We start from the raw sequence: 12503 nt of genomic DNA, 5'->3' as shown, positions 1-12503 counted from the left end.
TAAGATGCGGCCGCCCATGACCAAGAAGCCGAGCGATCCGCAGGATGAGTTGCTGATGAAGCTGCCGCGCCGCAGCGCGCGGCCGGTGAACGTGTCGCTGAAGCAGCTGCGCGGCTTCGATGCGGTGGCGCGCGAGGGCAGCTTCACGCGTGCGGCGCAGCAGCTGTTCCTGAGCCAGTCGGCGCTTTCGGCGCTGATCCGCGCGCTGGAGAGCGAGCTGGGCCTGCGCCTGCTGGACCGCACCACACGCCGCAGCGAACTCACCGAGGCCGGCCGCGAGCTGATGCCCGCGGTGCAGCGCCTGCTGGCCGATCTGGACCGCGTGGCTGGTGATCTGCGCGATGTGGCGGAACGCCGCCGCGGCCGTGTGCGCCTGGGCACCACGCCGCTGCTGGCGGCCAGCCTGATGCCGGGCCTGCTGCGCAGCTTTGCCGAGCGCTACCCCGAGATCGAGCTGAGCCTGCTGGACGCCAGCGCCGACCAGTTGCTGACCCAGCTGCGCCTGGGCGAGCTGGACCTGGCCCTGGCCACCTTCGACGCCGCCGAGCCCGACATCACGGCCGAGCCGCTGCTGCGCGACGCGATGGTGGCGATCTGCAATCGCGAGCACCCGCTGGCCGCTGCCAAGGCCTTGCGCTGGAAGGATCTGCTGGACCAGCCGCTGCTGCTGCTGCGCGAGGGCAGCGGCCTGCGCGCCCTGGTGGAGCGCCATTTCGCACCGCTGGGCGGTTGCCCCAAGCCGGCGCAGGAGGTGACGCACATCGCCACCGCCATGGCCATGGCCGCCGCCGGCCTGGGCGTGGCCATCCTGCCGGCCTATGCGCTCAAGGTCTCGGCCCTGGCCGAGTTGGTGGGCGTGCCGCTGAAGGAGCCCGCCGTGGCCCGCGAAGTCTCGTTGGCACAGCTGCAGCAGCGCTCGCTCTCGCCCGCCGCGCGCGCGATGGCCGAGCATCTGCGCGAGCACCTGAGCGTGGCCGAAGCGGCGCATGGCAAGCGGCCTAAACGCTCAGCACGGCGCGCCGCGCCATGATGCTGCGCATCACGCTGTAGGGCGTGACCAGCGAGGTCTTGGGGTTGTCGGGCGAGGCGGTGTTGCGCAGCGTCAGGTGCAGCTCGCCCACCGCGCCGCTGGCCTCGATCTCATGCTCGTTGCCGCTGATGGTCGGGTCGGCCACCAGCTCCACCAGGGTCTCGTCCAGCCCCAAGGTGCACAGGGCCAGGGTGGCGGCCACATTGGCATTCTTGGGATAGCTGCGCGCGGCATCGCGCCCGCTGCCGCGGAAGAACACCACCGGCTCGCTGAGCTTGGCCAGATCGAGCAGCAGCTCGGCCGGTGTGTCGCGCCAGGCCAGCGGTGGCTTGCGCGAACGCAGGCAGACACGGTTCAGCCCCGCCAGCTTGGCGGCCTGCAGATAGTCCAGGCCCGCCAGCGCGCCGGAGGGCAGCAGCAGCTGGCGGCCCGAGGCGCGTGCCGCCGCTTCCAGCTCGGCCAGCAGCGCCGCATCGGAGAGCACGCCCACGGAGACCAGCAGCAGATCGCGCCCCGCGCGCAGCACCTCGGGCCCGTAGGCCTTGACCGCACCATGGCCGGCCGCCTCCACCACCAGATCGGGTTGCAAGGCCAGCAAGGCCGCCAACGTGGTGACGACCGGCAAGCCCAGCCCGGCGCCCTCGCTCTCGTGCTGGCACAGCGCACCCAGCAGCTGCACGCCCTCGCCCTGGCGGGCCAGCAGCTCCTTGGCGATCACGCGGCCGATGGCGCCCAGTCCGATCAGGGCCACGCGCAGTGGCGCAGCGGTTTCATGTGTCGTGTGTACGGTCATGTCGATTCCAAAGTCAAAGCGTCTTGCACCACCCGGGCAGCGAGCACGCCGGCCAGGTGGGCGCGGTAGTCGGCCTCGCCATGCACATCGCTGGACATCAGCGCGGCATCGACCTTGAGGCCTTGCAAGGCCTCGGCGGCAAAGCGCCGGCCCAGGGCCTGCTCGAAGGCAGGCAGGCGCTGCACGCCGTGCGCGCCGCCGGTGAGCGCCACGCGCACCGCACCGTCGTCGAACTGCGCCAGCGCCACGCCCACCAGGGCAAAGCGCGAGGCCGCCTGCTCGAACTTGCGGTAGGCAAAGCGGCGCGGGCGGCGCAGGCGCACGCTGCACAGCAGCTCGTCGGCCTCCAGCGCGGTGCTGAAGAAGCCGGTGAAGAACTCGTCGGCCGGCAGCTCGCGGCGGTCGGTCACCAGGGTGGCGCCCAGCGCCAGCATGCCGGCCGGCCAGCAGGCGGCCGGGTCGGCATTCGCCAGCGAGCCGCCCAAGGTGCCCTGGCTGCGCACCTGCTCGTCGGCAATGTGCGAGGCCAGCCGGGCAAGACCTGGCACCAGGCCGCGCAGCAGCGCATGGCGCGCCAGGCTGGCATGGCTTTGCATGGCGCCCAGCTGCAACTCGCCCCCCGCGGTGGCGGCGCAGCCGCGCAGCTCGGCCAGCCCTTGCAGATCGATCAGGCGCTCGGGCGCCATCAGGCCCAGCTTCATCGCCCCCAAGAGGCTCTGGCCGCCGGCCAGCAGCTTGCTGTCCGTGCCATCGCGCAGCCAGCGCAAGACCTCGTCCACCGAGCGGGCGCGGCAGTATTCGAACTCACGCATGCTGTGAGCCCAGCCATTCGCAGATCGCCGCCACGATGCCTTCGTAGCCGGTGCAGCGGCAGAGATTGCCGGCCAGGGCCTGGCGCACCGCCGCGGGCTCGGCCGGCACGCCCTCGGCCTTCATGACCACGGCACGCATCAGCATGCCGGGCGTGCAGAAGCCGCATTGCAGGGCATGGTGGCGCGAGAAGGCGAGCTGCAGCGCATGCCATTCGCCCGGCGCCGCCAGGCCTTCGATGGTGGTGACCTCCGCACCCTCGGCCTGGCGCGCCAGCACATTGCAGCTCTTCACCGCGCGGCCGTTCAGCAGCACGGTGCAGGCGCCGCATTGCGCGGTGTCGCAGCCCTGATGGGTGCCGGTGAGCCCGAGTGGCTCGCGCAGCGCGTCCACCAGCAGGCTGGCATTGCCGAGCTCGAGCTGGCAGGGGCGGCCGTTGATGCGAAGTTGCACCATGATCAGCCCAGCTTCAAGCCGCTCTTGGCGAACTGCTCACGCGTGAGCGCCTTCTCGGCCTCGCTGAGTTGCAGCAGCGGGCGGCGCACCGGGCCGCCCACCTGCCCCAGCAGCTCCAGCCAGTACTTGCTGTGGGCCTGCGGCTTGCCCTTGGGGCGGCTGAGGCGGAAGGCGTCGCGCGCCGGCTCCAGGCTGTCGCGCACGCGGCGGGCCTCGCTGAAGCGGCCTTCGAAGGCCAGGCGCGTGTACTCGTTGATGCGCTGGTCGGCCGCGGTCTGCAGCAGCAGCGGCGGCGTGGAGCAGAGGTAGAGGCGCCAGCCCAGTTCCTCGATATTGTCCAGCCACTCTTCCTCGCTGGCGGTGCTGACCTGGATCTTGTCGCCCACCAGGCGGCTGAGCTCGCTGTACATGGGGCGCGGCACGCTGTACTTGATGGCCACGATATTGGGCAGCTCGGCGATGCGGGCGCACAGCTCAGGGCTCATCAGGTAGCCGCAATCGGGGTGGTTCCACATCGCGATACCAATGTCCAGCTGCTCGCTGATGTGGCGGTAGTACTCATAGATGGTCTCGTCGGTGTCGGCGCCGAAATGCAGCACCGGGCTGTGCACCACGATCCAGTCGGCGCCCACGGCCTGGGCGTAGCGGCCGAGTTCCAGCACGGTGTCGAGGTTGGTGTCGGAGCAGGACATCACGGTGCGCGAGCCGCAGGCCTTGGCGACCTCGGCGGCCAGCTCAAAGCTGCGCTTGCGCTCGGCCAGCGACATCGAGAAGAACTCGCCCTGCTTGCCGCACACGAACAGGCCGCCCAGCTTCAGCGTGCCGCACCAATGCGCGAGGTTGGCCTGAAAGCCGGCTTCGTCCACCGAGCCATCGGCGTTGAAGGGCGTGAGCGTGGCGGCCCAGACGCCGGTGAAATGCGCCTTGGCATAGGCCTTGGCGTCTTGCTTGCTGTAGTCCATGGGGATTGATCTCGGTTCGGTCAAGAAGAAAAAGAAGAGGTGGAGGAATTCATCGCGCGCCAGAGCGCGGCGGCGCTCAAGGGGAAGTCCAGATGCCTCACCCCCAGCGGCGCGAGCGCGTCATGCGCGGCGTTGAGCAGGGCCGCCGGCAGGCCGATGCAGCCGGCCTCGCCCACGCCCTTGGCGCCCAGCCCGTTGGCGGCGCTGCGGGTGGGCAGGCTCTCCAGGGTGATGCGCGGCGGCATGTCCTCGGCGCGCGGCAGGGCGTAGTCCATCAGCGAGCCGGTGAGCAACTGGCCGTTGGCGTCATAGACGATGCGCTCCATCAGCGCCTGGCCCAGGCCCTGCGCCAGGCCGCCCACCAGCTGGCCATGCACCAGCTCGGGCGAGACCAGCACGCCGGCGTCGTCCACCCACACCAGCTCGGTGATGCGCGGCTGGCCGGTGGCGCGTGCTATCTGCAGCTCCAGCATCACGCAGCCCGAGGCCCAGGCCTCCTCGGCCGTGTGGTGGAAGAGCTCCACCGTGCAGGGCAAGGCCGCGCCCTCGGCCAGGCGTTGCTGCAATTGCTCGGCCGCCTTCAGCACCGCCGAGCCGCCGATGGCGGTGCTGCGGCTGGCCAGGGCTCCGATGCCGGCCGGGCAGCGCGCGGTGTCGCCATGCAGCACCTCGATCTGTGCGGGCGCGCAGCCCAGCGCCCCGGCCAGCAATTTGGCGTAGCTGGTCTCGCGGCCCTGGCCTTGTGCGGTGGCGCCGGTGGCAAGCTGGTAGCGCCCATCGGCCAGGGCGGTGAGGCGCGCGCTCTCGCCGCCCTGCCCGCAGGGTTCCACATACAGGGCCATGCCGATGCCGGTGAGGAATTCGCCGTCCGACGCCTGGCGCTGCCGGGCGCGGCGCTGCGCGTAGTCGAACAGCGTGGCGGCGCGCTTCAGCAAGGCCGGCAGGTCACAGCGGTCCAGCCACACCTCGCTGGCCAGGCGGCGCGGCAGCGCATCGGCCGGCCAGACATTGGCCAGGCGCAGGGCGAGCGGATCGATGCCCTGCTGCCGCGCGGCCTCGTCCACCAGGCGCTCCATCAGGATGCAGGCCTCGGGCCGGCCGGCACCGCGGTAGATGCCCACCGCGGCCGCATGGCTCAGGCGGCCCTCGCCCTGCACCTGCCAACTGGGCAAGCGGTAGGGGCCGGGCAGGATGCGGCAGGTATTGCGCAGCGGCGCGGCGGCGCTGAAGGGCAGCCAATGGCCCAGCGCGAACTCCAGCTGCGCGTCCAGCGCCTGCATCCGGCCCTCGGCGTCCAGCCAGAGGCGGCCCTGCAGGCGAGAGGCGCGACCATGGGTGCCGGCGAGCAGGTCTTCGCCGCGCGTGGCCAGCCAGCGCAGTGGCCGCTGCAGGCGGCGCGCGGCCTCGGCCAGCAAGAGGTCTTCGGCGAACACCGAGGCCTTGCCGCCAAAGGCGCCGCCCACATCGGTGGCGATCACCTGCACCTGCTCGGGCGCGATGCCAAGCGCATGCGCCAGGTCTTCGCGCGCTCGGCTGGGCGTCTGGGTGGACAGCCAGGCCTGCAGGGTTTGCGTGGCCTCGTCCCAGCGCATCAAAGCCGCACGTGGCTCCAGCGGCGCGGCGGCCACACGCGGCAACTCGATCTGCGCGGCACTGCTGGCCTCCCCAGCAGGCAGGCTGCCCACGCGGGTCTCGCTGCGCAGCGCCACATTGCCGGGCACCTCGGCGTAGAGGTCGGCGCCGGCGCGATCGAAGTCCGCCACCGGGGGCAGGTCTTGATAGTCGACCCAGATCAGGTCGGCCGCGTCCTGGGCCTGCTGGCGCGTCTCGGCCAGCACCAGGGCCACCGGCGCACCCACGGCGAGCACGCGGTCCACGGGCATCAGGGCCGCCTGCGGCAGCTTCATGCCGGGCAGCAGGCCGTTCACGCGCGGCTGCCGCAGCCCCGCGAAGTCCGCCGGCCCCAGCACCGCCAGCACGCCGGGCTCGGCGCGTGCCGCATCCAGCTCCATGCCGAGGATGCTCGCATGGGCATGCGGGCTGCGCAGGAACACCGCATGGGCCAGGCCCGCCATCTGCGCTGTGGGCTGGTTGGCGACAAAACCGCCCTGCCCGCGCAGCAAGCGGGCGTCTTCACGGCGCAGCAGGTCGGGCTGCGGCTCGGTGTGGGGGTCTGTGTGGATCTCTGTGCTTGCCATGGGCGCCATTGGAGCCATGGCCACGAATGAATGCAAACGCAAAGAATTGATTGATTGTGCTGTTCTATTTCTAAATGAAGGATTGCATGCGGCATTTGCAGGGGAGTCACGACTTTCACGCAATGAATTCACAATTCGTATTGTGTATACATACAATCTTTTCCAAATACACAAGGAAGCATCATGCGCCGCTCGGTTTTCTCTGGCCTGGCCCTGGCAACTGCCCTGCTCACCATCAACGCGGCCCATGCACAAGCGCCCGCACCCGGCGCCAGCGTCAGCCTCTACGGCTTTCTGAAGGCCGACGTCGAGCAAGTCAGCGCGAGCGGCCTGCACGGGCCGCTGCGGCGCCTGTCCAACAACCTCTCGGTGCTGGGCTTCCGCGCCAGCGAAGACCTGGGCGCAGGCTGGAGCGCCTGGGCCCAGATCGAGACGAATGTGAAGGTCGATACCGGCGAGGGCCCCTGGGGCGGCCGCAACACCGGCGTGGGCCTGCGCGGGCCCTGGGGCGAGCTGCTGCTGGGGCAATGGGAGACGCCGCTGCGCTTTGTGTCGGTCTACGCCATCGACCCCTTCACCGCCGGCATCTTTGCCTCCAACAGCATCCTGGGCAATGGCTTTGCCACCGCTGCCAACGGCCTCGCGCCCGCCTCCTTCGATCGCCGCCAGCCCAATCTTGTGCAATACAGCAGCCCGATGCTGCAGGGCTTCAACGCACGCCTGGCCTACGCCATGCCCGAGGAGAAGACCGCCACGCTGGCGCCCGATCTGATCTCCGCGCTGCTCAGCTACAACGAGGGGCCGCTCTATCTCGCCTGGGGCCATGAGCGGCATCGTGACTACCTGGCCGCCGGCAGCCTCGACACCGCCCATCGTCTGGGCGCCGCCCTCACCCTGGGCAACACGCGCTTGCGCGCTACCTGGGAGCGCCTGCACTACGAACCCGCACCGGGCCGGGTGCTGAACCGCCATGCCTGGCAACTGGCGCTCACGCACGAGATGGGTACCGGCCAGTGGCGTGCCAGCCTGGTGCGCGGCCAGGCCGCCAGCGGCAACGCCAGCCAGGGCCTGGGCGGCATCGGCGCGCCAGGCACCGACTCGGGCGCGCGCCAGCTCTCACTGGGCTATGGCCACAGCCTCTCCAGGCGCAGCGAACTCTGGGCCGCCTGGACCTCGCTGCACAACGGCGCCACGGCCGCCTACAAGCTCTCCGCCAACCCGATCGACGGCCTCAAACCCGGCAGCAGCCAGCGCGGGCTGGGCCTGGGCCTCACCCACAAGTTCTGAACAGCACCACCATGCAGCTCACCGTCTCTCGCAAACTCTGGCTTGCCAGCCTGGCCGCCCTGAGCCTCATGATGGCCGCCGCCATGCTGAGCCAGCGCTCGGCAGCAAGGGCGATGCAAAACGCCATGGATGAAGTGGCCGTCTTCGAGGAGCGCATCGCCCTCTCCACCCGCTGGGCCGGCGCGCTGGAAGCGAATGTGCAGCGCGTCATCGCGATGGCCTTGAGCCAGGAGCCGCTGCTGACCCAGACCTTCGGCCGGGGCCGCAAGCAGGCCACCGGGCTGATCAACGAGTTGCAGGAGCGCATCGCCAAGGAAGCCGGCACGCCGCGCGAGCGCGAAGCGCTGGCGCGCATCGCCGATCGGCGCCAGCCGGTGGTGGCCTTGATGAAGCAGGTGGACGCCTTGAAGCAGCGCGGCGAATCCGCCGGCGCGCTGGTTGAAAAGGACTTGCTGCCTGCCGTGGCCAATTACCTCGCGGCGCTTGAACAGCTGGTGGAGGTGCAGAGCCAGTTGCGCGACGAGGCCAAGGCCGGCGCCCTGCTGGCCAGCGAACGCGCGCAATGCCTGGGACTGCTGATGATGGGCCTGGTGTACGCGTTCGCCCTCGCCGGGGTGGCGCTGCTGGTGCGCGCCATCAGCGCGCCGCTGCGCCAGGCGGTGCAGTTGGCCGAGCGCATCGCCGAGGGCGACCTCAGACAGCCACCAGCGCTCGGCGACCGCCAGGACGAATTCGGCCAGCTCATGCAGGCCATGGAGGCGATGGCGCGGCGCCTGCGTGCGCTGGTGGCCGAGGTGCTGAAGGGCGTGGACTCAGTGAGCACGGCCTCCAGCGAGATCGCCGAGGGCAACCAGGATCTGAGCATGCGCACCGAGCAGGCAGCGGCCAATTTGCAGCAGACCGCCAGCTCGATGGAGCAACTCACCGGCACGCTGCGGCAGTCCGCTGACACCGCGCGCCAGGCCAATCAGCTGGCCGCCGGCGCGGCCCAGGCGGCCGGCCGCGGCGGCCAGGTGGTGAACGAGGTGGTCGGCACCATGGCGCAGATCAGCCAGAGCTCGGCGCGCATGGCCGACATCATCGGCGTGATCGACGGCATTGCGTTCCAGACCAATATCCTCGCCCTCAATGCGGCGGTGGAAGCGGCGCGCGCCGGCGAGCAGGGCCGCGGCTTCGCGGTGGTGGCCGCCGAGGTGCGCAGCTTGGCGCAGCGTTCGGCCGCGGCCGCCAAGGAGATCAAGGGCCTGATACAGGCCAGCAGCAACACGGTGGCCTCGGGCGCCCAGCTGGTGGATCAGACCGGCAGCTCCATGCAGCACATCGTGGCCAGCGTGCACCAGGTGGCGGCCCTCCTCCATGAGATCGCCGTCGGCGCCAGCGAACAGGGTGAGGGCATTGCGCAGGTGAACCAGGCGGTGGCCCGGCTGGATCAGATGACCCAGCAGAACGCCGCGTTGGTGGAGCAATCCGCCGCCGCTGCAAGCTCGCTGCGCGACCAGGCCCGGCGCCTGCGCAGCGTGGTGGGCATATTCAAGCTCGACGCTTGAGCGCGGCCTTGGCCGCAGGCTTGGCGGGCAACTTGCCAGCCGTCTTCGGCGCGCTCTTGCTGCGCGCCTTCGGCGCGGCCGGCGCGTCCGCCGCGGTACGCGCTGCCGCGTCGCCACCCTGCTGCGCCTTCAGCAGGTCCAGCACATTGATGCTCAGCCGCGCGGTGTGGTTGCGCATGGCCTCGTAGGAGGCTTCGGCGTCCGAGGCCAGGATGGCGTTGAGGATGGCCTGGTGCTCGTCGTGCGAGACCGGCAGGCGCCGCTCCACATGGGTCTGCGCGGCGCGGAAGGGCGCCAGGCGCTCGCGCAGATTGCTCAGCATCGCCGCCAGGCTGCGGTTCTGCGCGCCAGCGCTGATGAGCTGGTGAAACTGGTGGTTCAGCTGCAGATAGCCGGCCTCGTCGCCGCGCGCCACGCAGTCCTCGCTCTGCTGCTGCACCATCTGCAGCTGCTTCTTCTGCACCGCGCTCATGCGCTCGGCGCTGATGCGGCAGCACAGCGCGTCCAGCTCGACCATCGCCTCCAGCATGTCGGAAAGATCGTCCAGCCCGATGCTGCGCACGATGCCGCCCTTGCGCGGCTGCAGATCGATCAGGCCGCGCGCATGTAGCTCGCGCAGCGCCTCGCGGATGGGCGTGCGCGAGACCTGAAAGCGCTCGGCCAGCACCAGCTCCTCCAGCTTCTGCCCGGGCGGCAGCTTGCCGCTGACGATGTCTTCGGTGAGGCTGCGGCAGATGCTGGCGGAAGCGTTACCCATGGGTGATCCAGGCAGGAAAGTGGCAGGTTGGGGCGATTCTAGCGATGGCGTGCACAACTGCATTGCGGTTCCGCCTCTTTGCATGCGCAATACTTTTCATGTATACATATGAATGTTTTTGGATTCATTGAATCCTGAGCCGATCCATCTACCTCTGGAGACCCCCATGGCTGGCAAGCTGCGTCACATCGCTATTTCCGTTCCCGATCCCTGGGCCGTCGCGCCCTTCTACGAGCAATCCTTCGGCATGACCAAGGTCGGCGAGACCGATTCCTCGCTGGCGCGTGGCGTCTACCTCAGCGATGGCGTGATGTGCCTGGCGCTGCTCAACTTCAAGAACGATGCCCATGCCGGGCCGCTGGGCCGCGCGCATGTCGGCCTGCACCACATCGGTTTCTGGGTGGACGACATCGCCGCCTCGCGCCAGGACTGCGAGGCCGCCGGCGGCACCTACTTCCTCGGCGAGGTGCCGGTGAAGGGCAACAGCTTCTACGAGGTGAAGTACTTCGACCCCAACGGCGTGATGATAGACATGACCGACCGCGGCTGGGGCGGCGCCGCCAAGGACGTGGTGGGCGTGTCGGAGGCGCCGGCATTGCGCCACCCCGACCTCAAGGCCGCGCGCTGAAGCTCAGCCCGGCACCGGGTTGGGCAAGGCCCGCCCGGCGCAGAAGGCCTGCAGGTTCTCCAGCAGGCAGGCCAGCTGGGCACGCTGGGCTTCGGGCGAGCGGCCCGAGATATGCGGCGTGAGCAGCACCTGGTCCAGGCGGCGCAGTTCGGCCGGCACGGCGGGCTCGTCTTCCAGCACGTCCAGGCCCGCGCCGGCAATCTCGCCGGCCTGCAGCGCGGCGATCAGATCGCCGCTGTGCAGCACGCTGCCGCGCGCCACATTCACCACGAAGCCGCTCGGCCCCAGCGCGCGCAGAACCTCGCGATTCACCAGATGGCGTGTGGCCGGCCCGCCCGGGCAGGCCAGCACCAGATAGTCGCTGGCCGTGGCCAGGCTCAGCACCGAGGCGTGGTGTTGATAGGGCAGCTCGGGCCGGGGCTGGCGTGTGCAGTAGGCCACGCTCATCTCGAAGCCGAGCGCGCGGCGTGCGATTTGCTGGCCTATGTTGCCCATGCCCAGCAGGCCGAGCCGGCGCCGGTGCAAGGTCGGCCGCTCGGCGCGGCTGTGCTGCCACAGGCCCGCCTTGACCGCGCGGTCCAGCGGCGCCAGGCCGCGCGCCAGCGCCAGCATCAGGGCCAGCGCGTGGTCGGCCACGGTGGCGTTGTTGACGCCGGGCGCATGCGTGACGGCGATGCCCAGCTCGCGTGCCGCCGCCAGATCGATGGCTTCGAAGCCCGCACCGAAGGCACACACCAGGCCCAGGCCGGGCAGGGCCTGCATCTGCGCGCGGCTGAGCCCGGTCGTGCCATTGGTGAGCACCGCGCGCACGCCGCGCCGCGCCATGGCGGGCCAGTCCAGGCCCGCCGGGCCCTGCGGTTCGTAGCTGAGCTCGCAGTGCTCGCCCAGCACCTGCACAAGGGCGGGCTGCAGCGGGATCAGCGCCAGCAGCGATGGTCGGATTTCGTTCATGTCTTGGACCCGGTGGCAACAAACATCAAACACAGGGAATTACCCTGCATCACTTGTCATGTATACATAGCGATGTTATTGTATTCACATATTTCAGCGCGCTGCATCGGAACGACAAGCAAAGGACAACCCGTGATCTGGTACGCACTCGCCTCTTACGACAACGGCCACGGCCCCCGCCCCGCCCTGGTGCTGGACGACCAGCTCTATGACGCCGCCGCCGCGGCACGCGCCTGCGGCATGGAGCAGCAGCCGCAGTTGGCCGCCTTCCTGAACAGCACCCAGCTGGCGATCGCCGACTGGCCGCACAGCGCCGGCGCGATCGCCGCACTGGCCCGGCAAGTGCAGGAGCTGGCCGCCGCCGGCGCGCTGCATGCGCTGCCCGCTCAAAGCTACCGGCTGTGCACGCCCTACCGCCCGGGCCGCATCTTCGGCGCCGCCTCCAACTACGTGGAGCACGCCAAGGAGATGGGCACCAAGCTGGCGCCGCGCACCGAGAGCGCCCCCTATGTCTTCATGAAGGCCGACACCAGCGTGCTGGCCACCGAGGAGGATGTGGTCAAACCCGCCCACACCGCCAAGCTGGACTGGGAGGTCGAGCTGGGCGTGGTGATCGGCCGTGAATGCCGCAACGTCGGTGTCGAAGAGGCCTATGAGGTGATCGCCGGCTACACCGTGTTCAACGACATCAGTGCGCGCGACCTGAACCGCCGCAGCGATTACCCCTTCACGCACGACTGGTTCCGCGGCAAGAGCTTTGACACCTTCGGCCCCATGGGCCCCTGGGTGGTGCCGCGCGACTGCATTGCCGCGCCGCAGAATCTGCGCATGCGCCTCACCGTCAACGACGAGACCATGCAGGACGACACGACCGAGGGCATGATCTTCAATATCGCCGAGCAGATCGCCTACCTCTCCAGCATGCTCACCCTCAAGCCCGGCGATCTGATCGCCACCGGCACGCCCACCGGCGTGGGCATGGCGCGTGGACGCTTTCTCCAGCCCGGTGATGTGATGATGGCCAGCATCGAGCAGATCGGCAGCATCCGCAACCGCGTGGTCGCGGGCTGATCCACACCCAACA

General features: G+C 69.7%; 12 protein-coding genes. 5 read left to right on the top strand and 7 right to left on the bottom strand.

The window, feature by feature from the left end:
* Positions 1–16 precede the first annotated feature (16 nt).
* Positions 17–1030, top strand: coding sequence for a LysR family transcriptional regulator (locus AC3WQY_RS04410; RefSeq protein WP_492706133.1), 1014 nt, complete (start codon positions 17–19; stop codon positions 1028–1030).
* On the opposite strand, the gene AC3WQY_RS04405 is transcribed toward AC3WQY_RS04410, so the two are convergent.
* The 5 genes from AC3WQY_RS04405 to AC3WQY_RS04385 are packed head-to-tail and all read right to left on the bottom strand — an operon-like array spanning position 999 to position 6249.
* Positions 999–1823, bottom strand: coding sequence for an aspartate dehydrogenase (locus tag AC3WQY_RS04405; RefSeq protein ID WP_492706131.1), 825 nt, complete (start codon positions 1821–1823; stop codon positions 999–1001). The two genes, AC3WQY_RS04410 and AC3WQY_RS04405, sit on opposite strands and share 32 nt — an antisense overlap.
* Positions 1820–2635 (bottom strand): FAD binding domain-containing protein, encoded by an 816-nt coding sequence (locus AC3WQY_RS04400; RefSeq protein WP_492706129.1) that lies wholly within the window; start codon positions 2633–2635, stop codon positions 1820–1822. Before AC3WQY_RS04400 ends, AC3WQY_RS04405 begins: the two co-directional genes overlap by 4 nt.
* Positions 2628–3089, bottom strand: coding sequence for a (2Fe-2S)-binding protein (locus tag AC3WQY_RS04395; protein ID WP_492706127.1), 462 nt, complete (start codon positions 3087–3089; stop codon positions 2628–2630). The genes AC3WQY_RS04400 and AC3WQY_RS04395 overlap by 8 nt, the downstream gene beginning before the upstream one ends.
* A gap of 2 nt (positions 3090–3091) precedes the next feature.
* Positions 3092–4051: a dihydrodipicolinate synthase family protein gene (locus tag AC3WQY_RS04390; protein WP_492706125.1), complete on the bottom strand. Its 960-nt coding sequence runs from the start codon at positions 4049–4051 to the stop codon at positions 3092–3094.
* A gap of 20 nt (positions 4052–4071) precedes the next feature.
* Entirely contained in the window at positions 4072–6249 is a 2178-nt protein-coding gene (locus AC3WQY_RS04385; RefSeq protein WP_492706124.1) for a xanthine dehydrogenase family protein molybdopterin-binding subunit, read from the bottom strand.
* A 183-nt stretch (positions 6250–6432) separates the two neighbouring features.
* Between AC3WQY_RS04385 and AC3WQY_RS04380 the strand changes: the two genes are divergently transcribed.
* Together AC3WQY_RS04380 and AC3WQY_RS04375 are read left to right on the top strand one after the other, a co-directional pair.
* On the top strand, positions 6433–7536 hold the full coding sequence (locus AC3WQY_RS04380; RefSeq protein WP_492706122.1) for a porin: 1104 nt from the start codon (positions 6433–6435) through the stop codon (positions 7534–7536).
* A gap of 11 nt (positions 7537–7547) precedes the next feature.
* The gene (locus tag AC3WQY_RS04375) at positions 7548–9083 is read left to right on the top strand and encodes a methyl-accepting chemotaxis protein (RefSeq protein WP_492706120.1); all 1536 of its coding nucleotides are present in this window, start codon (positions 7548–7550) and stop codon (positions 9081–9083) included.
* Here AC3WQY_RS04375 and AC3WQY_RS04370 read toward each other — a convergent pair.
* Positions 9067–9840: a GntR family transcriptional regulator gene (locus tag AC3WQY_RS04370; RefSeq protein ID WP_492706118.1), complete on the bottom strand. Its 774-nt coding sequence runs from the start codon at positions 9838–9840 to the stop codon at positions 9067–9069. The genes AC3WQY_RS04375 and AC3WQY_RS04370 overlap by 17 nt on opposite strands.
* A gap of 166 nt (positions 9841–10006) precedes the next feature.
* Between AC3WQY_RS04370 and AC3WQY_RS04365 the strand changes: the two genes are divergently transcribed.
* Complete coding sequence (locus AC3WQY_RS04365; RefSeq protein ID WP_492706116.1) at positions 10007–10468, top strand: VOC family protein; 462 nt, start codon at positions 10007–10009, stop codon at positions 10466–10468.
* A gap of 3 nt (positions 10469–10471) precedes the next feature.
* Here AC3WQY_RS04365 and AC3WQY_RS04360 read toward each other — a convergent pair whose 3' ends face one another.
* A complete protein-coding gene (locus AC3WQY_RS04360) occupies positions 10472–11419 on the bottom strand; it encodes a 2-hydroxyacid dehydrogenase (RefSeq protein WP_492706114.1) in 948 nt (315 codons plus the stop codon).
* Positions 11420–11551: 132 nt separating this feature from the next.
* On the opposite strand from AC3WQY_RS04360, the gene AC3WQY_RS04355 reads away from it, so the two are divergent.
* Entirely contained in the window at positions 11552–12490 is a 939-nt protein-coding gene (locus AC3WQY_RS04355; protein ID WP_492706112.1) for a fumarylacetoacetate hydrolase family protein, read from the top strand.
* The last annotated feature ends 13 nt before the right edge of the window (positions 12491–12503 follow it).

The sequence above is a fragment of the Roseateles sp. FW301-B2 genome (genome assembly GCF_058788955.1).
Note: the sequence above shows the minus strand (reverse complement) of the source record. Positions and strands in the feature narration are given on the sequence as shown.